The sequence below is a fragment of the Sanguibacter sp. HDW7 genome (assembly GCF_011300875.1).
Taxonomy (GTDB): domain Bacteria; phylum Actinomycetota; class Actinomycetes; order Actinomycetales; family Cellulomonadaceae; genus Flavimobilis.
On record NZ_CP049862.1, the window covers coordinates 1403893 to 1426273 of the forward strand.

Annotated in this window: 22 protein-coding genes; 17 read left to right on the top strand and 5 right to left on the bottom strand. The window is 72.8% G+C overall.

The genetic code is table 11. The annotated features are described in order from the left end of the window. The first annotated feature begins 44 nt into the window (after positions 1 to 44). The 6 genes from dnaE to G7063_RS06580 all read left to right on the top strand — a co-directional run bounded on the left by dnaE (position 45) and on the right by G7063_RS06580 (position 7010). Positions 45 to 3596, top strand: a complete 3552-nt coding sequence (gene dnaE / locus G7063_RS06555; RefSeq protein ID WP_166413678.1) for a DNA polymerase III subunit alpha — start codon at positions 45 to 47, stop codon at positions 3594 to 3596. A 143-nt stretch (positions 3597 to 3739) separates the two neighbouring features. Continuing rightward, a complete protein-coding gene (locus tag G7063_RS06560) occupies positions 3740 to 4144 on the top strand; it encodes a pyridoxamine 5'-phosphate oxidase family protein (RefSeq protein ID WP_166413679.1) in 405 nt (134 codons plus the stop codon). A gap of 55 nt (positions 4145 to 4199) precedes the next feature. Further along, the gene (locus G7063_RS06565; protein ID WP_166413680.1) at positions 4200 to 4427 is read left to right on the top strand and encodes an RNA-binding S4 domain-containing protein; all 228 of its coding nucleotides are present in this window, start codon (positions 4200 to 4202) and stop codon (positions 4425 to 4427) included. Positions 4428 to 4435: 8 nt separating this feature from the next. Next, positions 4436 to 5101, top strand: a complete 666-nt coding sequence (locus tag G7063_RS06570; protein WP_166413681.1) for an HAD family hydrolase — start codon at positions 4436 to 4438, stop codon at positions 5099 to 5101. Positions 5102 to 5141: 40 nt separating this feature from the next. Further along, positions 5142 to 6470, top strand: coding sequence for a histidinol dehydrogenase (gene hisD, locus G7063_RS06575; protein WP_166413682.1), 1329 nt, complete (start codon positions 5142 to 5144; stop codon positions 6468 to 6470). A gap of 45 nt (positions 6471 to 6515) precedes the next feature. Further along, on the top strand, positions 6516 to 7010 hold the full coding sequence (locus tag G7063_RS06580; protein ID WP_166413683.1) for an ASCH domain-containing protein: 495 nt from the start codon (positions 6516 to 6518) through the stop codon (positions 7008 to 7010). Positions 7011 to 7121: 111 nt separating this feature from the next. On the opposite strand, the gene G7063_RS06585 is transcribed toward G7063_RS06580, so the two are convergent. Continuing rightward, entirely contained in the window at positions 7122 to 8054 is a 933-nt protein-coding gene (locus G7063_RS06585; protein WP_166413684.1) for a DUF1697 domain-containing protein, read from the bottom strand. A 90-nt stretch (positions 8055 to 8144) separates the two neighbouring features. Further along, positions 8145 to 10439 (bottom strand): RecQ family ATP-dependent DNA helicase, encoded by a 2295-nt coding sequence (locus G7063_RS06590; protein ID WP_206188252.1) that lies wholly within the window; start codon positions 10437 to 10439, stop codon positions 8145 to 8147. A 787-nt stretch (positions 10440 to 11226) separates the two neighbouring features. Between G7063_RS06590 and G7063_RS06595 the strand changes: the two genes are divergently transcribed. The 6 genes from G7063_RS06595 to G7063_RS06620 are packed head-to-tail and all read left to right on the top strand — an operon-like array spanning position 11227 to position 15814. Next, a complete protein-coding gene (locus tag G7063_RS06595; RefSeq protein WP_166413685.1) occupies positions 11227 to 12366 on the top strand; it encodes a histidinol-phosphate transaminase in 1140 nt (379 codons plus the stop codon). Further along, entirely contained in the window at positions 12363 to 12971 is a 609-nt protein-coding gene (hisB, locus tag G7063_RS06600; protein ID WP_166413686.1) for an imidazoleglycerol-phosphate dehydratase HisB, read from the top strand. The genes G7063_RS06595 and hisB overlap by 4 nt, the downstream gene beginning before the upstream one ends. After that, positions 12971 to 13486, top strand: coding sequence for a hypothetical protein (locus G7063_RS06605; protein ID WP_166413687.1), 516 nt, complete (start codon positions 12971 to 12973; stop codon positions 13484 to 13486). Before hisB ends, G7063_RS06605 begins: the two co-directional genes overlap by 1 nt. Further along, entirely contained in the window at positions 13483 to 14130 is a 648-nt protein-coding gene (hisH, locus tag G7063_RS06610) for an imidazole glycerol phosphate synthase subunit HisH (RefSeq protein ID WP_166413688.1), read from the top strand. The genes G7063_RS06605 and hisH overlap by 4 nt, the downstream gene beginning before the upstream one ends. Positions 14131 to 14174: 44 nt before the next feature. Then, positions 14175 to 14906, top strand: coding sequence for a bifunctional 1-(5-phosphoribosyl)-5-((5-phosphoribosylamino)methylideneamino)imidazole-4-carboxamide isomerase/phosphoribosylanthranilate isomerase PriA (gene priA, locus G7063_RS06615; RefSeq protein ID WP_166413689.1), 732 nt, complete (start codon positions 14175 to 14177; stop codon positions 14904 to 14906). Continuing rightward, entirely contained in the window at positions 14903 to 15814 is a 912-nt protein-coding gene (locus G7063_RS06620) for an SseB family protein (RefSeq protein ID WP_370520737.1), read from the top strand. The genes priA and G7063_RS06620 overlap by 4 nt, the downstream gene beginning before the upstream one ends. Positions 15815 to 15909: 95 nt before the next feature. On the opposite strand, the gene G7063_RS06625 is transcribed toward G7063_RS06620, so the two are convergent. The 3 genes from G7063_RS06625 to G7063_RS06635 form a co-directional block, all read right to left on the bottom strand. Beyond that, positions 15910 to 16260: a DUF1844 domain-containing protein gene (locus tag G7063_RS06625; RefSeq protein WP_206188225.1), complete on the bottom strand. Its 351-nt coding sequence runs from the start codon at positions 16258 to 16260 to the stop codon at positions 15910 to 15912. Positions 16261 to 16382: 122 nt separating this feature from the next. Beyond that, complete coding sequence (locus tag G7063_RS06630; RefSeq protein ID WP_166413691.1) at positions 16383 to 17831, bottom strand: catalase; 1449 nt, start codon at positions 17829 to 17831, stop codon at positions 16383 to 16385. Between the two features lie 73 nt (positions 17832 to 17904). Next, positions 17905 to 18348 carry a Fur family transcriptional regulator gene (locus tag G7063_RS06635; protein ID WP_166413692.1) on the bottom strand — a complete coding sequence of 148 codons (444 nt, stop codon included), beginning with the start codon at positions 18346 to 18348 and terminating at the stop codon, positions 17905 to 17907. 284 nt (positions 18349 to 18632) lie between these two features. On the opposite strand from G7063_RS06635, the gene infC reads away from it, so the two are divergent. From infC to G7063_RS06660, 5 genes are all read left to right on the top strand, one after another. Further along, positions 18633 to 19670 carry a translation initiation factor IF-3 gene (infC, locus tag G7063_RS06640; RefSeq protein ID WP_370520744.1) on the top strand — a complete coding sequence of 346 codons (1038 nt, stop codon included), beginning with the start codon at positions 18633 to 18635 and terminating at the stop codon, positions 19668 to 19670. A gap of 103 nt (positions 19671 to 19773) precedes the next feature. Beyond that, complete coding sequence (gene rpmI / locus G7063_RS06645) at positions 19774 to 19968, top strand: 50S ribosomal protein L35 (RefSeq protein ID WP_166413693.1); 195 nt, start codon at positions 19774 to 19776, stop codon at positions 19966 to 19968. Positions 19969 to 20033: 65 nt separating this feature from the next. Further along, positions 20034 to 20420 (top strand): 50S ribosomal protein L20, encoded by a 387-nt coding sequence (gene rplT / locus G7063_RS06650; protein WP_166413694.1) that lies wholly within the window; start codon positions 20034 to 20036, stop codon positions 20418 to 20420. 48 nt (positions 20421 to 20468) lie between these two features. Then, entirely contained in the window at positions 20469 to 21308 is an 840-nt protein-coding gene (locus G7063_RS06655; RefSeq protein WP_166413695.1) for an RNA methyltransferase, read from the top strand. Between the two features lie 46 nt (positions 21309 to 21354). Further along, positions 21355 to 22284 (top strand): aldose 1-epimerase family protein, encoded by a 930-nt coding sequence (locus tag G7063_RS06660; protein WP_240916217.1) that lies wholly within the window; start codon positions 21355 to 21357, stop codon positions 22282 to 22284. The last annotated feature ends 97 nt before the right edge of the window (positions 22285 to 22381 follow it).

The window sequence follows — 22381 nt, forward strand, 5'->3', positions numbered from 1 at the left end:
CGGGGCGGCCTCGGGCGTCCGTGGCTCGCCCTAGACTCGAGGGCATGCCGAGCACCGCTGAGGACTTCGTCCATCTCCACGTCCACACCGAGTACTCGATGCTCGACGGTGCGGCGCGCGTCGGAGACCTCATGGCGGAGGTCGCGCGGCAGGGCCAGACGGCCATCGCGACGACCGACCACGGCTACCTCTTCGGCGCCTTCGACTTCTGGCGCCAGGCCACGAGCGCCGGTATCAAGCCGATCCTCGGCGTCGAGGCCTACGTGACGCCCGGCACGAGCCGCTTCGACCAGACCCGCGTGCGCTTCGGCGACCAGGGCCAGGAGTCCGACGACGTCTCGGCACGCGGCGCCTACACCCACATGACGATGTGGGCGCGCAACAACGAGGGCCTGCACAACCTCTTCCGGGCGTCGTCGCTCGCGTCGCTCGAGGGCCAGATGGGCAAGTGGCCGCGCATGGACCGCGACCTGCTCGAGCGCTACTCGGCGGGCATGATCGCCTCGACCGGCTGCCCGTCGGGGGAGATCCAGACGCGCCTGCGCCTCGGCCAGTACGACGAGGCCGTGCGGGTCGCGGGCGAGCTCCAGGACCTCTTCGGCAAGGAGTACTTCTACGTCGAGCTCATGGACCACGGGCTCGACATCGAGACGCGCGTGAAGTCCCAGCTGCTCGAGCTCTCGAAGGCGATCGGGGCGCCGCTGCTCGCGACGAACGACCTCCACTACGTGCGCGAGGAGGACGCGGCGAGCCAGGAGGCACTCCTCGCGATCAACTCGGGCTCGGCGCTCACGGAGCCGACGTACGAGCAGGGCGGCAACCGCTTCGCGTTCCAAGGCACGGGCTACTACGTCAAGACGCCCGCCGAGATGCGGCGGCTCTTCAAGGACCACCCCGAGGCCTGCGACAACACGCTGCTCGTCGCCGAGCAGTGCGAGGTGTCCTTCGACACGAGCGCCAACTACATGCCGACCTTCCCCGTCCCGGCGGGGGAGGACGAGACGAGCTGGTTCGTCAAGGAGGTCGAGACGGGCCTCGCGGCGCGCTACCCGAACGGCGTCCCGGAGGCCTCGCGCGCGCAGGCGAAGTACGAGACCGACGTCATCATCCAGATGGGCTTCCCGGGGTACTTCCTCGTCGTCGCCGACTTCATCAACTGGGCCAAGTCCCAGGGCATCCGCGTCGGGCCCGGCCGTGGCTCCGGTGCGGGCTCGATGGCCGCGTACGCGATGCGCATCACGGACCTCGACCCGCTCGAGCACGGCCTCATCTTCGAGCGCTTCCTCAACCCCGAGCGTGTCTCGATGCCTGACTTCGACGTCGACTTCGACGAGCGTCGGCGCACCGAGGTCATCCGCTATGTCACCGACAAGTACGGCGAGGACCACGTCGCACAGATCGTCACGTACGGCACGATCAAGGCGAAGCAGGCCCTCAAGGACTCCTCGCGCCTGCTCGGCTTCCCCTTCGCGATGGGCGAGAAGCTCACGAAGGCTATGCCGCCCGCCGTCATGGGCAAGGACATCCCGCTCTCGGGGATCTTCGACCCCGAGCACAAGCGCTACGCCGAGGCCTCGGAGTTCCGCGCCCTGCACGCCGCCGACCCGGACGCGCAGCGCGTCGTCGAGCTCGCACGAGGCATCGAGGGGCTCAAGCGCCAGTGGGGCGTCCACGCGGCCGGCGTCATCATGTCGAGCCACCCGCTCATCGACATCATCCCCATCATGCGTCGGCCCCAGGACGGCGCGATCATCACGCAGTTCGACTACCCGACGTCCGAGGGCCTCGGCCTCATCAAGATGGACTTCCTCGGGCTGCGCAACCTCACGATCCTCGACGACGCGCTCGAGAACATCGTCATGAACGGCAAGGAGCCGCTCGTCCTCGAGGACCTCGCGCTCGACGACGTCGGCAGCTACGAGCTCCTGGCGCGCGGCGACACGCTCGGCGTCTTCCAGCTCGACGGCGGCCCCATGCGCTCGCTCCTGCGGCTCATGAAGCCTGACAACTTCGAGGACATCTCCGCCGTCCTGGCCCTCTACCGCCCTGGCCCCATGGGCGTGAACTCGCACACGAACTACGCGCTGCGCAAGAACGGGCTCCAGGAGATCACGCCGATCCACCCCGAGCTCGCGGAGCCGCTCGGCGAGATCCTCGACGGCACCTACGGCCTCATCGTGTACCAGGAGCAGGTCATGGCCGCGGCCCAGAAGGTCGCGGGGTTCTCGCTCGGACAGGCAGACGTCCTGCGCCGCGCGATGGGCAAGAAGAAGAAGTCCGAGCTCGACAAGCAGCAGGCCGACTTCTTCGGCGGCATGACGACGCACGGCTACTCGAAGGACGCGCAGCACGCCCTGTGGAACGTCCTCGAGTCGTTCGCCGACTACGCCTTCAACAAGGCGCACACGGCGGCCTACGGGCTCGTCTCCTACTGGACGGCGTACCTCAAGGCGCACTACCCGGGCGAGTACATGGCCGGGCTCCTCACGTCCGTCAAGGACGACAAGGACAAGTCCGCGCTCTACCTCGGCGAGTGCCGCCACATGGGCATCACGGTGCTGCCCCCCGACGTCAACTCGTCGGCCGCGAACTTCACGGCCGTCGGCGCCGACATCCGCTTCGGCCTCACCGCGATCCGCAACGTCGGCGCGAACGTCGTCGACGCGATCGTCCGCACGCGCGAGGAGAAGGGCGACTTCACGTCGTTCACCGACTTCCTCGACAAGGTTCCGGCCGTCGTGTGCAACAAGCGGACCATCGAGTCGCTCATCAAGGGCGGTGCGTTCGACTCGCTCGGCCACACGCGCCGCGCGCTCGTCATGGTGCACGAGCAGGCCGTCGACGCCGTCATCGGCGTCAAGCGCAAGGAGGCCGAGGGGCAGTTCGACCTCTTCGCCGACTTCGGCGGCGCCGACGACGACGCCGTGGGCTTCTCCGTCGAGGTGCCCGACCTGCCCGACTGGGACAAGAAGCAGCTCCTCGCGTTCGAGCGCGACATGCTCGGCCTCTACGTCTCCGACCACCCGCTCTCGGGGCTCGAGCACGTGCTCGAGCGCGCCGCGGAGACGTCGGTCGCGAACCTCCTCGCCGACGAGGCTCGTCCCGACGGCTCGACCGTCGTCATCGCGGGCCTCATCACGAGCCTCCAGCGCAAGATGTCGAAGAACGGCAACCCGTGGGCCGCCGTGACGATCGAGGACCTCGAGGGCTCGATCGAAGTGATGTTCTTCGGCGAGACGTACACGGCGTACTCGACGGTGCTCGCCGAGGACCAGATCGTCGTCCTGCGCGGTCGGGTGCGGCGGCGCGACGAGTCGATGTCGCTCCAGGCGATGGAGCTCTCGCTGCCGGACCTCACGGCGGGGCCCGAGGCGCCCGTGCGCGTCATCGTGCCCGAGTCGCGCTGCACCCAGGCCGACATCGAGAAGCTCCGGGACATCCTGCGGGCGCACCCGGGCTCCTCCGAGGTGCACATCCGTGTGACACGTCCGGGGCGCTCGACGCTCCTGCGCGCGGCCGACCGCTTCCGCGTCGACCGCACGCCCGCGCTGTTCGGCGACCTCAAGGTGCTCTTCGGCCCGAGCTGCCTCGGCTGACGATCGGTCGACCGTCACCCGTCCGGCGCCCCGCCGCGGCCCCGTCCTCCCTCGCGCGACGGATTGACGCGTTCCTCCCGTCGAACGGGGGAGAGCGTCAATCCGTCGAACACTGACCGTCCGACCCGACCCAGGAGCGTCCCGTGCGTCCTCTCACCCCCGAGCAGACCGTCTTCGTCACCGAGCGGCACCTCGCGACGCTCACGACGCTGCGAGCCGACGGCACGCCGCACGTCGTGCCCGTCGCGTTCACGTGGGACGCCGACGCGCAGCTCGTGCGCATCACGACCGAGCGGACGAGCGTCAAGGCACGCAACATCGCCGCTGCGGAGGCGGCCGGCGTCGCGCGCGTCGCCGTGTGCCAGGTCGACGGCGGACGCTGGCTCACGTTCGAGGGCACCGCAACGGTGTCCGACGACGCGGCCGACGTCGCCGAGGCCGTGCGCCGCTACGCGGTGCGCTACCGGTCGCTCGACCCCAACCCCTCGCGCGTCGTCCTCGTCGTGCGCCCGGACCGGGTGCTCGGCTCGGGGTACATGACGCACTGACGTCCGACGTGTCGCATCGTCGTGGGGCGCCCGCAGCGGCTGCGAGAATAGGCGCATGCACGACGTGACGATCCGCGACGAGTCCATCCGCCTGGGCCAGTTCCTCAAGCTCGCCGACCTCGCCGAGTCCGGCGCCGAGGCCCGTGACCTCGTGACCGACGGCGAGGTCAAGGTCAACGGCGAGGTCGACACGCGCCGTGGACGGCAGCTCGTCCCCGGCGACGTCGTCGAGGTGTCCTCGCCGGCAGGGCGCAGGTCCGCCCGCGTCGCACGCGACGCCTGAGGCCGCTCATGCCGGACACCGGCGGGACCCGGGTCACCCACGTCCTGCTCGACGCCGACGGCGTGCTCCAGGACGTGCCCGCACGCGAGTGGGGAACGTGGGCCCAGGCGTTCGTGGGTGACGACGTCGAGGAGTTCTTCGCGCGCGTCGACCTGCTCGAGCGCGTCGCGTACGCGGGTCGCACGGACTTCCTCGCAGGCCTCGCGCGGGTGCTCGACGACCTCGGGGCCACGGCGGACGCCGAGGAGGTCCACGTGGCCGTGTGGCGCCGCACGTTGCCCGTCGCCGGGTCGCTCGAGGTGGTCGACGCGCTGCGACGCAACGGCTATGGGGTCCACCTCGGCTCGAACCAGGAGCCGGTGCGTGCCGCATGGATGCGTGAGTCCTTCGGCTACGACGCACTGCTCGACTCGTCCCACTACTCGTGCGACGTCGGCGCGGCCAAGCCGGAGCGCGCGTTCTTCGACGAGGTCGTCCGGCGCCTCGGCGTCGAGCCCGGGTCCGTGCTCCTCGTCGACGACACCGCGGAGAACGTCGAGGGTGCCCGCGCCGCGGGGCTCGCGGCCGTGCTCTGGACCGTCGCCGACGGTCACGATACGCTTCTCGCGCTGCTCGACGAGCACGGCGTCGACGCGAGGAGCGTCACGCCCGCCGGGACGTCCGCCCAGCGATAAGTCCCTGCGCCGGGTGCGGGTGCGCGGCTACCCTCGGGGTGTGATCAACCGTCTGGACCTGCGTGGTCGCTCCCTGTCCGCCCGTGAGCTCTCCGCCGTCCTCCCGCGCCCCGAGGTGGGCGTCGAGGACGCGAGCCGCATCGTCGCCCCGATCGTCGAGGACGTCCGCACGCGCGGCGCCGCCGCGCTGCGCGACTATGCCGAGAAGCTCGACCACGTGCGGCCCGAGCACCTGCGGGTCCCCGCGTCCGAGATCGCTGGTGCGCTCGACGGTCTCGACCCCGAGCTGCGCTCGGCGCTCGAGGAGACCATCACGCGCGTCCGCGCCGTCCACTCGGCGCAGCGCCCCGCCGACTTCACGGTCGAGGTCGCGCCCGGCGCGACGGTCCGCCAGAGGTGGATCCCCGTGCAGCGCGTCGGCCTCTACGTGCCGGGCGGGCTCGCCGTCTACCCGTCGTCGGTCATCATGAACGTCGTCGCGGCACAGGAGGCCGGCGTCGCGTCGCTCGCGGTGGCCAGCCCGCCGCAGGCCGACGAGCGCGGCCTGCCGAACGCGACGATCCTCGCCGCGTGCGCGCTGCTCGGCGTCGACGAGGTCTACGCCGTCGGCGGAGCCCAGGCCGTCGCGATGTTCGCGTACGGCGCGGTGGGTTCTGAGCCCCAGGACGGCGAGATCCTCGCCGAGCCCGTCGACGTCATCACGGGGCCGGGCAACGTCTACGTCGCTGCGGCCAAGCGCGTCGTGCGCGGTGTCGTCGGCATCGACGCCGAGGCCGGACCCACCGAGATCGCGGTCCTTGCCGACGCGACGGCCGACGCCGAGCACGTCGCGGCCGACCTGCTGAGCCAGGCGGAGCACGACCCCATGGCGGCCTCCGTGCTCGTCACCGACTCGGTCGAGCTCGCCGACGCCGTCGACGCCGCGATCGCCCGCCGCGCCGCGGCCACCAAGCACGCCGAGCGCGTCGCGATCGCCCTCGGCGGCCCGCAGTCGGCGACGGTCCTCGTCGACGACGTCGAGCAGGGCCTCGCCGTCGTCAACGCGTACGGCGCCGAGCACCTCGAGATCCAGACGGCCGACGCCGCCGCGCTCGCGGACCGCGTGACGAGCGCGGGCGCGATCTTCGTCGGCGCGTTCTCACCCGTGCCGCTCGGCGACTACATGGCCGGCTCCAACCACGTCCTGCCGACCGGTGGCTGCGCGCACTACTCGAGCGGCCTCGGCGTGCACTCCTTCGTGCGCGCCGTCCAGGTCGTCGAGTACTCGCGCGACGCGCTCGGCGCGATCGCCGACCGCATCGTGACGTTCGCGAACGCCGAGGACCTCCCGGCACACGGCGAGGCGGTCAGCGCCCGCTTCAGCCGCTGACGGCGCGGGCCGCGGGCGTAGGGGCCGCGCTGTAGCGTGGTCGTCATGACCGAGCCTTCAGTCGACCTCGACGCGGCCAACGCCATGTGGGACGCCTACGTCGCGACGGGCGCGGTGCCCGCGGGCACCGCGCCCGTCGCGTTCGACGTGTTCGGTGACGGGCCGGCGCTCGCCGACGAGCTGCTCGGCCTCGTGCTCGAGGGTCGCAAGCGCGGTACGGCGACCCTCGAGGCCGAGGTCACGCACGTCGGCGAGATCGCACCCGCGGTGGGTGACCACTGGGTGATGTGCGACGGGTCCGGCGTGCCGCGCTGCATCCTGCGGACGACGGCGGTCGACGCCGTCCCGTTCGACGACGTCGGCGAGGACTTCGCGCGGTCCGAGGGCGAGGGCGACGGTTCGCTCGCCACCTGGCGAGCCGGCCACCGCGCCTACTGGGAGCGGATGAGCGTGCGGACGGGCGTGCCGTTCGGCGGCGACAGCATCGTCCTCGCCGAGCGCTTCACGGTCGTGTGGCCGCCCGAGGTCGCGGACGCCTGACCGCTGGCTCCGGTGCGCGGCGCCGCTGTTGTAGGGCGGGGCACGGACGCACGACGGGGTGCCGGACGCCCAACGCCGGTCACAGGCGACGCGACGTCAGGTGAGTCGGCGTCAGGCGAAGCGGCGCAGCGTGCGCACGTTGCGCGTCGTCGTGCGGGAGAAGCGTGAGCGGGCGAGGGTCCTCGCGAGCGGTGTCGTGAGGGACGAGCCGCGGGGGCAGCGCCACCACAGCACGTCGAGCCCGATCTCCGCGAGCCGGGCGGCGAGGTCCTCGGACGGGTGCTGCCAGCTCTCGAGAAGGTCCCCGTTCGCCTCGTCGCGCTCGGCGCCGCCGACGAGGAAGCTCGCGGCGACGACCGAGCACACCTCGGTACGTCCCGTGCGCTCGCGGAGCTCCGTGACGCGTGCGGCCGCGGCCTCGTTCGCGGCGAGCGTCTCGGCGAGCGTCCTGCGGGACGAGGCGCGTGCGCGGACCTCGGCGAGGCGGGTGCCGGCGGGGGCGTCGGACGGTGCGGGAGCTCCGGGCTCGGTGATGCCGCCGGGCAGCGCTGCGACGCGTGCTGCCGTCCCGGCCCCGGCGGCGGCATCCTTCGCGGCCTCGGCGGCCTCGGCGGCGTCCTCGGCGGCCGCGGCCGCCTCCGCTTCGGCCTCGACCTGCTCCTCGGTCACCGTCGTCGCCTCGCGCAGGAGCCCGGGCTCGGTCGAGAACGCGACGTACGTGTGCCACGCGTCGTCGTCGGGCCAGGGAGAGCCCTCGACGATCTCGGCGACGAGGGGGAGCGGCACGACGGCGACGAGCGCCTCGTACTCGAAGTGCTCGCCGATCGCCTGCTCGAGCCGTGCCCGGACCTCCGGGACGGGAACGCTCGCGGCCGCGTCGAGGAGGACGTTGCCGCTCGCGAGCACCGTGCGGACGTTGCGGACGTCGAGGGCCCCGACCGTGTCGCGCAGCTCGTACATCTGGATGTTGCGGCCGCCCACGTTGACGCCGCGCAGCAGCGCGGCGAGGCGGACGTCTGCGGCATCGAGCTCAGGTGCAGGCATGCTCCGACGGTAGCGCGTGGCACCGACACCGACGTGGACGACGGGCGTGGCAAACCTCCCGGTACGCATGCCGGGAGGTGCCGCCGGTGGTCAGGCCTGCGCGAGCACGAACGGCAGGACCGAGGCCGCCCCGGCGCGGCGCAGCAGTCGCGCCGCGACGGTGAGGGTCCAGCCGGACTCGGTGTAGTCGTCGACGAGGAGGATCGACCGGCCGGGCAGGCCCGCGAGGGCTGCGTCGCTCAGGCGGGGCTGGAGCCGCTCGACGACGCCCGCGAGGCGCAGCGCCGAGTTGACGTCGTGCCGTCCGGGCGCGCTGCCGGCGGCGGGTGCGATCTCGCCGACGACGGGCTTGCCGAGGTAGCGGCCGAGGCCGTGCGCGAGGTGCCCGACGAGCTGTGGCCGGGTCGCGGAGGCGACGAGGACGATGCCGTCGACGGTGCGGGCCCCGGGCCACTCGTCGAGCGCCCGTGCGGCCGCGGTCCGCAGGGCGCGCGGCACCTCGCCGTCGGGGGTCGTGGCGGCGAAGAGCTCGCGCAGGGGAGCCGACCAGCCGAGGCCGTCGAGGCGTGCGACGGCTCGCCCCGGCTCGGCGAGCTCGTCGGCCGCGAGACGTCCTGCGAGGTCGACGCCGAGGTTCGTCATGCCGCTGGGCCACTGGCGCCGGGCCGAGATCTCGATGCCGGGCCGGTCCATGCGCTCGCGGGCCGCGCCGATCGCGGCACGGTCGGGCAGCGGTGGCAGCGTGACGGTGCCGCAACGGTCGCAGCGGCCGCAGCGCCACCCGGCCTCGAGCTCGGGGTCGTCGAGCTGGGCGCGGAGGAACGCCATACGGCAGCCCTCGGTGCGCTCGAAGTCGAGCATGGCGCGCTGCTCGCGCAGCCGTGCCTCGTCGACGCGCCGGTAGCGCTCGGTGTCGTAGTGCCACGGCTGCCCGGTCGCGGTCCAGCCGCCGCGCACGCGCTGGACGGCACCGTCGACGTCGAGGACCTTGAGCATCGTCTCGAGTCGGGCGCGCTTGAGGTCGACGTGCGTCTCGAGCTGCGGCAGCGACATGGTGCCGCCCTGCTCGAGCGCGCCGATGACGGTGCGCACCTGCTCCTCGGCGGGGAAGGCGAGCGAGCCGAAGTACTCCCAGATCCGCTGGTCCTCCTCGCCCGGGACGAGGACGACGGTCGCGCGGTCGACGCCGCGCCCGGCACGGCCGACCTGCTGGTAGTACGCGATGGGCGAGCTCGGGGCGCCGAGGTGGATGACGAAGCCGAGGTCGGGCTTGTCGAAGCCCATGCCGAGCGCGCTCGTCGCGATGAGCGCCTTGACGCGGTCGGCCTTGAGGTCGGCCTCGAGCTGCTCGCGCTCGGCGGTGTCGGTGCGGCCCGTGTACGCCCTGACCTCGAGGCCTGCGCCGCGGAGCTGCTCGGCGACCTGCTCGGCCGCAGACACCGTGAGGCAGTAGACGATGCCTGAGCCGGGCATCGCTCGCAGCGCGTCGATGAGCCACGCGACGCGGGTCGGCTGGTCGGTGACGGGCAGGACCGCGAGGTGGAGCGACTCGCGGTCGAGCGCGCCGCGCAGGACGAGCACGTCCTCGCCCGCGGGGGCGCCCGCGTGGACGGCGAGCTGCTCGGCGACGTCGCGGGTCACGCGCTCGTTCGCGGTCGCGGTCGTCGCGAGCACGGGGATGCCGACGGGGAGGTTCGCGACGAGGTCGCGGATGCGCCGGTAGTCGGGCCGGAAGTCGTGGCCCCAGTCGGAGATGCAGTGAGCCTCGTCGACGACGACGAGCCCCGCGTCGGCCGCGAGCCGCGGCAGGACGGTGTCGCGGAAGTCGGGGTTGTTGAGCCGCTCGGGGGAGCACAGGAGGACGTCGACCTCGCCCGCCGCGATCTGCTCGTGGATGTCGTCCCACTCGGTGACGTTCGAGGAGTTGATCGTCACGGCGCGGATGCCGGCACGCTCGGCGGCGGCGACCTGGTCGCGCATGAGCGCGAGGAGCGGGGAGACGATGACGGTCGGGCCCTCGCCGGCCTCGCGCAGCAGCGCTGTCGCGACGAAGTAGACGGCGGACTTGCCCCAGCCGGTGCGCTGGACGACGAGGACGCGACGCTGGTGGGCGACGAGCGCCTCGATCGCGGTCCACTGGTCCTCGCGCAGGCGGGCGTCCTCGCGTCCGACGAGGCGTCGCAGGACGGTCTCGGCGGCCTCGCGCCCGACGGCCCCGTCGAGCCCGGCGCGCTGCGGGCGCGACGTCCGAGCCGCAGCACGGGGCGTGGCAGAGGAAGCACCGTGGTGGTCGGGGCGTGCCCCCTGGCGCGGAGCCGGGCTCGTCGACGGCCCGCCGCGGCCTGACGGTGCGCCGCCCCAGGCGTCCTCGGGCGGGGGAGGCATCTCGTCCCAGTCGGCCGGCGGCTCGGCGAACGGGATGCCGTCGTCGTCCCACATCGTCGGGTCGGTGGTCGGCACGGCGCGAGCGGTGCTCGCGCCGTCGGGCGCCACCTGGGTGGGAGCAGTGACAGGCGCCGCCTGGGCGGGGGCCTCGACCGCCGCGGACGGCGCAGCTCCCGCGGCGTCTGCGGCCGGTGCGGGTGCGGTGGCGCGGGCATCATGGACCGCTGGCGTCGGCGTGGCGACGGCAGCACCGGGAGCCTGCGCCTCGACAGGGGCGGGGGCCGCGACAGGGTCGGGAGCGAGGGCGGAACCGCTCGACCACGAGGGCTCGTCGGCCCCGGCGCGGTCGGCGAGCGTCCGGGCGTCGAGGCGGCTCGCGCCCCAGCCAGGCCCGGACTCCTCGACGTGACGACGGGGCTTTCCCTCGAGGAGCGACCAGTCGGGCTCGACGCCCCAGCGCCCGGGGGTCCCGCGCCGCGGCTCGGTGCGGCCCTCGTCGGCCGTCGCGCCGTCGGCCACAGTCTCGTCGGCCACAGTCCCGTCGGCCACGGACCCGTCGGACCGAGAACCGTCGGGCGCGGGGGACACGGAGGGGGAGGCGTCGTCGGTGGTCTGCGGGTCGTCGGACATGGTTCCCAGCCTACGGACCGGGACCGACATCCGTGGACGGGCCCGGCCCCGCGGTGGACGGACCCTGCGTCCCGGCGGCATGTGGTGGGCGCGACGGGGCGGCCCAGAGCGTGGAATCAGGTCCCGTCGTCCCACGTCTGCGACCTAGGATCACGGGGTGACGACCCCCGACCGTGCCCTGAGGCTGCCGATCCGACCCGAGCTCGCCGCCGAGGTGCCCTACGGCGCCCCGCAGCTCGACGTCCCCGTGCTCCTCAACGTCAACGAGAACCCGTACGCGCCCGGCCCCGAGGTCGTCGCGAGCATCGCGGCCGCCGTGGCGGACGCGGCGACGACCCTCAACCGGTACCCGGACCGTGACTTCCTCGGGCTGCGCGGCGACCTCGCCGCGTACCTCGGCGTCGAGTCCGGCGTGCCGCTCGTCGCCGAGCAGCTGTGGGCCGCGAACGGCTCGAACGAGGTCATGCTCCACGTCCTGCAGGCCTTCGCGGGCCCGGGTCGCACGGTCGTCTCGTTCGCGCCGACGTACTCGATGTACCCGGAGTACGCGCGCGACACGCACTCGCGCTACGTCGTGGGCCACCGCGAGGCGGACTTCACGCTCGACCCGGCCCACGCGGTCGAGTTCGTCCGCGCCGAGCAGCCGTCCGTCATCATCCTCACGAGCCCCAACAACCCGACGGGCACGGCGCTGCCGCTCGCGACGGTCCGGGCCGTGCTCGACGCCGCGCTCGCGGTCGACGTCGACGGGGCCCCCGCGGTCGTCGTCGTCGACGAGGCCTACGCGGAGTTCCGTCGCGACGGCGTGCCGAGCGCGCTCGAGCTCCTCGCGGAGTACCCGAACCTCGCGGTGAGCCGCACGATGTCCAAGGCGTTCGCGCTCGCGGGCGCGCGCCTCGGCTACCTCGCGGCACGCACCGAGATCGTCGACGCGCTGCGCGTCGTCCGCCTGCCGTACCACCTGTCGGCCGTGACGCAGGCCGTCGCACGTGCCGCGCTCGCGCACGCGCCCTCGCTCCTCGGCAAGGTCGCCGAGCTGCGCGACGAGCGCGACGCGACCGTCGCGTGGCTGCGCGCGCAGAGCGTCGGCGGGCGCCCGCTCGACGTCGCCGAGACCGACTCGAACTTCGTGCTCTTCGGGACGTTCCCCGACAGGCACGCCGTCTGGCAGGGCCTGCTGGATCGGGGTGTCCTCATCCGGGAGACTGGTCCCGACGGCTGGCTGCGCGTGTCGATCGGCACGCGCGAGGAGATGACGGCGTTCAAGGACGCCCTCGTGGAGGTAGCAGGACTGTGACCGCGACCAAGCGCACCGCACGCATCGAGCGCGCCACCTCGGAGTCGAGCGTGCTCGTCGAGATCGACCTCGACGGCACGGGCCGCACCGAGATCTCGACGGGCGTGCCGTTCTACGACCACATGCTCACGGCGCTCGGCAAGCACTCGCTCATCGACCTCACGGTCCGCGCCGAGGGTGACACGCACATCGACGCGCACCACACGGTCGAGGACGTGGCGATCTGCCTGGGCGAGGCGCTCAAGGTCGCGCTCGGCGACAAGCGCGGCATCGCGCGCTTCGGCGACGCGCACGTCCCGCTCGACGAGGCGCTCGCGCGCGCGGTCGTCGACGTCTCGGGCCGCCCGTACCTCGTGCACGAGGGCGAGCCTGCGGGTCAGGAGTACCACCTCATCGGCGGGCACTTCACGGGCTCGCTCACGCGGCACGTCCTCGAGTCGATCGCGCACCACGCGAACATCTGCCTGCACGTCACGCTGCTCTCGGGCCGCGACCCGCACCACATCGTCGAGGCGCAGTTCAAGGCGCTCGCCCGCGCGCTGCGTGCGGCGGTCGCGCTCGACCCGCGCGTCGACGGCATCCCGTCGACGAAGGGCGCGCTCTGATGTCCGACGACCTTCCCGACGACATCTCGTTCGAGATCCCCGACGACCTCTCGGGGCTCGACGCGCTCGGTGGTGGGCAGTCTCCGACGCTCGCGCTCCTGCTCACGCAGGTCGCGGGCTCGGAGCCGCTCGTCGCGGTGTGCGCGCTCGCGCAGGTCGCTGCGGACGTCGTGGCGAGCCGCATCGGCGCGATCGCGGTGCTCCGCGACCTCGGTGGCACGGCGCCGTCCAAGGCGGCGCAGGCAGTCTCGGCGCTCCTCGCGGGCTCCGAGGTCGTCCTCGTGACGCGTGCGGGCTCGCAGCTCACGGCGACCCGGTGGGAGGGCGGCGAGCGCGGCGCGGACATCCCCGCCGGCCTGCTGCTCGACTCGGCCCCGCAGGACCTCGAGGACCTCATCCTCGGTGAGAAGACGGTCGCGGACCTCCAGGGTGTCGCCGACTCGACGTCGATGTCGCGCCTCGGCGCGATGCGTGCCCTCAAGAAGATCGCCAAGAAGATGCGGAAGGACCAGTGACCGCACCCAGCGTCGTCGTCCTCGACTACGGCTTCGGCAACGTCCGCTCGGCCGTGCGCGCGCTCGAGCGCGTGGGGGCGCAGGTCGAGCTCACGGCGGACCGTGACGCCGCGATGGCGGCCGACGGCCTCGTCGTGCCCGGCGTCGGCGCGTTCTCGGCCGTCATGGCGGGCCTGCGCGGCGTGCGCGGCGACTGGATCGTCGAGCGTCGGCTCGCGGGCGGCCTGCCCGTCCTCGGCATCTGCGTCGGCATGCAGGTGATGTTCGACGAGGGCGTCGAGCACGGCGAGCACGCCGAGGGCCTCGCGCAGTGGCCAGGCGTCGTCGAACGCCTCGACGCGCCCGTCGTGCCGCACATGGGCTGGAACACCGTCGACGCCCCCGTGGGCTCGCGGCTCTTCGCGGGGATCGAGGACGAGCGCTTCTACTTCGTCCACTCCTACGCGGCGCAGACCTTCACGCTCGGCACGGACGAACCGTCCGACACCCGTTTCCATCCGCCGCTCGTCACGTGGTCGGACCACGGCGGCCGCTTCGTGGCGGCCGTCGAGAACGGCCCGCTCGCGGCGACGCAGTTCCACCCCGAGAAGTCCGGCGACGCCGGCGCCCAGCTGCTCACCAACTGGCTCGGCACGCTGCGCTGAGCCGGCGCCCGGCCGCACGTACCCGATCGACCCACGGAGAACCCATGTCCGACCGTCTCGTCCTCCTTCCCGCCGTCGACGTCGTCGACGGTCAGGCCGTCCGCCTCACGCAGGGGGTGGCCGGGTCGGAGAAGAGCTACGGCGACCCGCTCGAGGCGGCGCTCGAGTGGCAGGCCGGAGGCGCGGAGTGGCTCCACCTCGTCGACCTCGACGCGGCGTTCGGCCGTGGCTCGAACGCGGACCTGCTGCGCGAGGTCGTCGGGCGTCTCGACATCCAGGTCGAGCTCACGGGCGGCATCCGCGACGACGAGTCCCTCGAACGTGCGCTGAGCACGGGCGCGGCGCGCGTCAACCTCGGCACGGCCGCGATCGAGAAGCCCGAGTGGACGGCGCGCGTGCTCGGCGAGCACGGCGACCGCGTCGCCGTCGGCCTCGACGTGCGTGGTACGACGGTCGCGACGCGCGGCTGGACCGAGGACGGCGGCGACCTCTGGGAGGTCCTCGCGCGCCTCGACGCGGCCGGCTGCTCGCGCTACGTCGTCACGGACGTCACGAAGGACGGCATGCTCCAGGGCCCCAACGTCGAGCTGCTCGCCGAGGTTGCGCGCCGTGCGGCGGCGCCCGTCGTCGCCTCGGGCGGCATCTCGAGCCTCGACGACCTGCGTGCGCTGCGTGCGCTCGTCCCCGCGGGCGTCGACCAGGCGATCGTCGGCAAGGCGCTGTACGACGGCGCGTTCACGCTTCCGGAGGCGCTCGACGTGGCGGGCAGGCCGTGACCGTGGGTCACGACGGCCACGCCCACGACGGTCACGCGCACGCCGACGTGCAGGGGCAGCCCGCGCACCTCGGCGACGGTGTCGTCCGGGACGCCGACGCGCACGGCCACCAGCGTGCCGTGCCCGAGCAGGTCGCCTCGGTCCGCGAGGGGGCCGACGGCCCCGCCGACTCGGCCGGCGTGCCGTGGGGTGGTCGCGAGCTGCGCGCGAACCCGTTCGCGGGCGACGACGGCTCGGCCGACCCGGCGCTCGCCGCGGCGCTCGACGCGTACGGCGCCGACCCGTCGTCGGCGTCGATGCATGCCGTCGTCGCGGCCCTCGGTTCCGCGCGGGTGCTCGTCCCTGTGCTCGCCGAGCTCGAGGCCGGGGTGACGTCCGAGCACGGCCAGGAGGCCGACAAGGAGGCGTCCGCGGGCGTCGTCGCGCTCCAGGCGCCCGACGGCCGCCGGGCGCTGCCCGTGTTCTCCTCGGTCGCGACGATGACGGCATGGCGCGCCGACGCGCGGCCGGTTCCGGGCTTTGCGAACCGTGCTGCTCTCTCGGCCGTCCAGGAGGACTGGGCGCTCCTCGTCGTCGACCCGGGCGGCCCCGTGACGGTGCTCGTGCCGCGGCCCGCGGTGTGGGCGCTCGCGCAGGGCAAGGAGTGGCGGGCTGCCGTCGTCGACGGCGTCGTCGACGACGCCGTGCGTGAGGCGGTCCGCGCGGCCTGCCTGCCCGCGCAGCACGTCGTCCGCGCCGACGCCCAGCCGGGCCGCTCCGCCGAGGTCGCCGTCGTCCTCGGCATCGACGCGGGCCTCGACCGCGCGGGCCTCGACCGCGTGCTCGCGTGGATCAACAAGGCGCTCGCCGCGAGCACGGTGATCTCCGAGCGCGTCGACTCCCTCGAGATCCGCGTCGGCAAGGCCTGAGCCCGCGCCGCACCACCCGAACGCGACGATGCCTCCCACCGCCGAGCGGTGGCAGGCATCGTGCCGTCAGGGGTGCGTGCCCAGCGGGACAGGTGTCAGGAGACGGCGCCCGTGAGCTTCTCGCCCGGGCCCTCGCCCGGCGCGTCGGGGATGACGCTCGCCTCGCGGAACGCGAGCTGCAGCGTGCGCAGGCCGTCGCGCAGCGAGCGCGCGTGCTGGTTGCCGATGTCGGGGGCCGACGTCACGACGAGGCCGGCGAGCGCCGTGATGAGCTTGCGCGCCTCGTCGAGGTCCGTGAGGTGCTCCTCGCCCTCGGCGAGGCCGAGCTTGACCGCGGCCGCGCTCATGAGGTGGACGGCGGCGGTCGTGATGACCTCGACCGCGTTGACCTCGGCGATGTCGCGGACCGCCTGCTGGGTGACGTCGTCGTGCGTGTGCTCGCTCATAGGACCATCATCCCGCATACGTCACCGTGCGACGCACATGCCGCGGGGCGGCCCCGGGACGCGGACCGCCCCGCCCCCGGACGAGCTGGGGACGGGGCGGAACGGGAGGGACGGCGGGGGCGTCAGCCCTCGACCGCGGCGCGGAGCTGCGCGCCGAGGTCGGCGTCGACCTGACCCCAGTACCAGAAGAAGCGCTCACGGATCTCGGGGACCGTGAGGCCCTTGCCCTGGCCCGTGAGGGTCGCGACGAAGCGCGCCTTGGCGTCGGCGTCGAAGACGTCGCGGTAGAGCGTGCCGGCCTGGCCGAAGTCGGAGTCCTCCGAGCGCAGCGTCTGCGCGGCGCGCACGAGCTCGCCGTCCGTCTGCCATGCGACCTCGCCCGCGCGGGCCTCGTCGGCCGCCGGGGCGCCCTGGGAGTTCGTCGCCGTCACCGGCATCGAGGCGGGTGCGTAGTGGTAGCGCATCTGGCCCTCGTGCTGGAAGTTCACGACCTCGGCGGCGTGCGGCTGGTTGACGGGGAGCTGGTTGTAGTTCGCGCCGATGCGGTAGCGCTGCGCGTCCGGGTAGGCGAAGACGCGGCCCATGAGCATCTTGTCGGGCGAGATGCCGATGCCGGGCACGAGGTTCGACGGCGAGAACGCGGCCTGCTCGATCTCGGCGAAGAAGCTCACCGGGTTGCGGTCGAGCGTGAGCTCGCCGACCTTGATGAGGGGGTAGTCGGCGTGCGACCACGTCTTCGTGATGTCGAACGGGTTGAAGCGGTACGTCTTGCCCTCGTCGTACGGCATGACCTGGACGAAGAGGTCCCACACGGGGGTCTCGCCACGCTCGATGGCCTCGAAGAGGTCGCGGCGGTAGAAGTCGGCGTCGGAGCCGGCGAGCTGCTCGGCCTCCTCGTTCGACATTCCCTCGACGCCCTGGCGGGACTTGAAGTGGTACTGGACCCAGAACTTCTCGCCCTCGGCGTTCGCCCACGAGAACGTGTGCGAGCCGTAGCCGTTCATGTGGCGCCACGAGCGCGGCAGGCCGCGGTCACCCATGAGGTAGGTGACCTGGTGGGCCGTCTCGGGGGAGAGGGTCCAGAAGTCCCACTGCATGTCGGCGTCGCGCAGGCCCGAGGCGCCGAGGCGCTTCTGGGAGTGGATGAAGTCGGGGAACTTGATCGCGTCGCGGATGAAGAACACCGGGGTGTTGTTGCCGACGATGTCGTAGTTGCCCTCGGTCGTGTAGAAGCGCAGCGAGAAGCCACGGACGTCGCGCCACGTGTCGGGGGAGCCCTGCTCGCCCGCGACGGAGGAGAAGCGCAGGAGGGTCTCGACCTCGGCGCCCGGCTGGAACACCGCGGCCTTCGTAAAGCGCGAGACGTCCTCGGTCACGACGAAGCGCCCGAACGCGCCACCACCCTTGGCGTGCGGGTTGCGCTCCGGCACGCGCTCGCGGTTGAACGACGCGAGCTTCTCGACGAGGTACGCGTCGTGGAGCGCGGTGACGCCGTCGGGGCCGGTCGTGAGCGAGTGCTGGTCGCTCGCGACGGGGGCGCCGTTCTGGCGGGTCGTGAACTGCTGGGTCACAGGGTTCTCCTCGTGGTGGTGGTGCGGAACAGGTACGGATGGTCGGGGCGGACGGGCCGGCCCCGTGCTCGTGTCAGCCGGCGGCGCGGCAGGACGGGCAGGTGCCCCAGTAGAGGACCTCGGCGGTGTCGATCGTGAAGCCGTGGTCGTTCGTGGGGATGAGGCAGGGGGCGTGGCCGGTCGCACAGTCGACGTCGGCGACGGCGCCGCACGTGCGGCACACGACGTGGTGGTGGTTGTCGCCGTGGCGGCGCTCGTAGCGCGCGGGGTGCCCGGCGGGCTCGATGTGCTGGACGAGGCCGCGCTCGTCGAGCGCGTGGAGCACGTCGTAGACGGCCTGCACGGAGACGCTGCCGAGGCGGGCGCGGACGCTCGCGACCACCTGGTCGGCGCTCGCGTGGGGCTGGGTGGCGAGGGCGGCGAGGGTCGCGAGCCGGGGCGCGGTGACGCGGAGCCCGACGGAGCGAAGCAGCGCCTCGTCGTCCTGCGTGTCCGGGACATCGTGCTCGGTGGTCATGACCTGCAGTCTTGCACATTCTTTGGAACCTGTCCAAAAAAGGATCGGATCCAGACTGCATCGGCGCGTGTCGTCGCCGGGGGTCGGGCGAGTGGCGCAACGCACGCCGCCGGGCTTCGGAGGTCGGGCGGGTCCTGTGCTATCGTTTCCTGCTGGACCGCCGTGAAGATCCTTGATCGACACGGCACGCAAGCGGAGCTCCCTCCCACCCGATCACCGACTGGCCTCGCGCCGACAGGAGACGGGTCAGGTCCGACGCCACCTCGCGGTGGGTGCGTGCCCTCGTGGCGTGCGCGGTCGGACAATCAGAGGCCTCCACCTGCATCCCGGGTCGGAGGCCTTCTCCGTTCCCGGGCCCGACAGTTTACAGATCTGAGGAGACTCACATCAGCGAGCCCCGCATCAACGAGCGGATCCGCGTCCCTGAGGTCCGCCTGGTCGGCCCCCAGGGCGAGCAGGTGGGCATCGTCCGCGTGGAGGACGCCCTGCGCCTTGCGCAGGAGGCTGACCTCGACCTGGTCGAGGTCGCGCCTGACGCGCGTCCCCCCGTGTGCAAGCTCATGGACTACGGGAAGTTCAAGTACGAGGCGGACATGAAGGCGCGTGAGGCCCGGCGCAACCAGGCCAACACCGTCCTCAAGGAGATCCGCTTCCGCCTGAAGATCGACCCGCACGACTACGGCACGAAGAAGGGCCACGTCGAGCGCTTCCTGTCCGCCGGCGACAAGGTCAAGGTCATGATCATGTTCCGTGGCCGCGAGCAGTCGCGCCCGGAGATGGGCGTGCGCCTGCTCCAGCGTCTGGCCGACGACGTCGCCGAGCTCGGCTTCGTCGAGTCGATGCCGAAGCAGGACGGTCGCAACATGACGATGGTCCTCGGCCCGACGAAGAAGAAGTCCGAGGTCAAGGGCGAGGTCCGTCGTCGTCGCGAGCCGCGTCCCGACCAGCCCGCCGACGTCTCCGGCGAGGAGACCTTTGTCGAGACCGAGATCCTCGAGGCCGAGGCCGAGGTCGTCGAGGCCCCTGTCGCCGAGGCGCCCGTCGTCGAGGCTCCCGCAGCCGCGGCGCCGGCGGCCCCGAAGGCCGCTCCGGTCAAGGCGGCCGCGGCTCCGAAGCCTGCGACGGCCAAGCCTGCGGCGGCCAAGCCTGCAGCGGCTCCGAAGCCTGCGGCGGCCAAGCCTGCAGCGGCTCCGAAGCCGGCTGCGGCCCCGAAGCCCGCTGCGGCTCCCAAGCCCGCCGCGACGCCGAAGCCGACGGCCCGCCCGGCCGCCCCCAAGCCCGCTCCGAAGCCGGTCGCCCCGCGGCCGAAGAAGAGCGAGTGACCCGCACGTCCTGACGCAGAGGCGACGGCCAGCGCGAACGGTCCCGCCCCGCCCACGTCGCCCACCACCCGGTGGGCGACCGACCACGAGGAGAACGGCAGCCATGCCGAAGAACAAGACGCACTCCGGTGCCAAGAAGCGGTTCCGCATCACCGGTACCGGCAAGGTCATGCGTGAGCAGGCCAACAAGCGCCACCTGCTCGAGCACAAGTCGAGCCGCCGCACGCGCCGCCTGAGCACCGACCAGGTCGTCTCGGCCGCCGACACCCCCAAGATCAAGAAGCTGCTCGGCAAGTGACCCTCGTGGGGTGCGTCAGCACCCCGAGGTGAGCTTGTGAGCCCCCTACCTACAAGGAGCATCACGTGGCACGCGTGAAGCGGGCAGTCAACGCCCAGAAGAAGCGTCGTTCCGTCCTCGAGCAGGCGAGCGGCTACCGTGGTCAGCGTTCGCGCCTGTACCGCAAGGCCAAGGAGCAGGTCACGCACTCGGGCGTCTACGCCTACCGTGACCGCAAGAAGCGCAAGGGCGACTTCCGTCAGCTCTGGATCACGCGCATCAACGCCGCGGTCCGCGCCGAGGACATGACGTACAACCGCTTCATCCAGGGCCTCAAGGCCGCGGGTGTCGAGGTCGACCGTCGCGTCCTCGCGGACCTCGCCGTCACCGACGCGAACGCCTTCAAGGTGCTCGTCGAGGTCGCGAAGAAGGCCCTCCCGGCCGACATCAACGCGCCCAAGGACGCTGCCTGAGAGCAGCCTGCTCCCTGAGCAGCCCTTGATCTGAAGGACGCCCGGACGATGCCTGATCTCTCCAACCCCCGCGCTGAGCGGGTGCGAGGGATCCGGGCGTTGTCCGGGCGTCCTGCGCGTTCCCGGGCCGGGCGCTACCTCGTCGAGGGCCCCCAGGGCGTCCGCGAGGCTGTCCTCCACGCGCGCGACGACGTCCGCGAGGTCTACCTCACGGAAGCTGCCGCAGAGCGCTACGCAGAGATCGTCGACGCGTGCGACGGTCTGTGGCTGCGCACGGGGACGCCGGAGGTCCTCGAGGCGATGAGCCCCGACGCGCAGGGCGTTCTCGCGGTGCTCGAGCCTCGCCCCTCCTCGCTCGACGCGCTGCTCGAGCGCGGGCCGCGGCTCGTCGCGGTGCTCGTCGAGGCACGTGACCCCGGCAACGCCGGGACGGTCATCCGGGCCGTCGACGCCGCAGGGGGCGACGGCGTCGTCCTTGCCGGCAGCAGCGTCGACCCGCACAACCCCAAGGTCGTGAGGTCGACGGCCGGCTCGCTCTTCCACGTCCCCGTCGTCGCGGGCGACGACGCGCGCGCTCTTGAGGACGTCGTCGTGAGGCTGCGCGCCGCGGGCCTGCAGGTCCTCGCCGCGGACGGCACGGGCGAGCACGATCTCGACGACCTTCTCGACGTCGCGGGCACGGCGCCCGCCGGGCGCCCCGACCTCGCGGCGCCGACCGCGTGGGTCTTCGGCAACGAGGCGCGTGGCCTCACGGACGAGCAGCGCGCGCTCGCCGACCATGTCGTGCGTGCGCCGCTGCGTGGGCGGGCCGAGTCGCTCAACCTCGCGATGGCGGCGACCGTCTGCCTCTACGGCAGCGCTCGGGCGCAGCGCGCGCGGCGTGGCTAGGACCTCGGAGGGACCGTCGCGGTCTGCGTTGCCCTATCGTGGGAACGTGAACATTCCTGCCTCCGGCAACCAGCTCGAGATTCAGCACGGCCCCTACCGCGCGGTCGTCGCCGACGTCGGCGCGACGCTCAGGGTCCTCGAGCACGAGGGCCGGCCGCTCGTCGTCCCGTTCGCCGAGGACCGGGTCCGTCCGCACTACCGTGGTGCCGTCCTCACTCCGTGGCCCAACCGCGTGACGGACGGTCGCTACGAGTTCGACGGTCGCACGCACCAGCTGGCGCTCACCGAGCCCGCGCGCTCGCACGCGCTCCACGGCCTTGCCGCGTGGGCCGTGTGGACGCTCGTCGAGCGGTCCGAGGCGTCGGTGACGCTCGAGACCGAGATCGCGCCGCAGTCCGGCTACCCGTGGCGCGTCGTCACGCGTGCGACGTACACGCTCACGGACGCTGGTCTTGCGTGGACGATCACGACGACGAACACGGGTGACGGCGACGCGCCCTACGGCACGGGTCCGCACCCGTACCTCGTCGCGGGCGAGGGCACGCTCGAGCGCTGGACGCTCACGCTGCCGGCCGCGCAGGTGCTCGAGGTGACGCCCGAACGGCTCTCGCCCGTCGCGGTGCGCGACGTTGCGGCCTATGGCGGCGGCGAGCTCGACTTCCGCGCGGGGCGGACGCTCGCCGAGACCTTCATCGATCACGCGTTCACGGATGTCGCGCGTGACGCCGACGGGATCGCTCGTGTCGAGGTGCGCGCAACCGAGGGGACGGGCGTCGTCATGACGTTCGACGCTGCGAGCCCGTGGGTCCAGGTCCACACGCCTGCGGGCGCGGACCTCGCACCCGAGGACTTCCGCGTGGGCCTCGCGGTCGAGCCCATGACGTGCCCGCCCGGCGCGTTCAACGACGGCACGGATCTCATCGTCCTCGCGCCGGGTGCGACGCACGCCGTGACGTGGGGGATCGCGGCGCTCTGAGCTCCCGCGACGTCGGACGGCCGCACGCGTGGCCGCCCGCGGTCACTAGACTGTCCCGGTGGCCGGGCCGCGTCTTGGCGCCCGGCCGTCCGTTCGT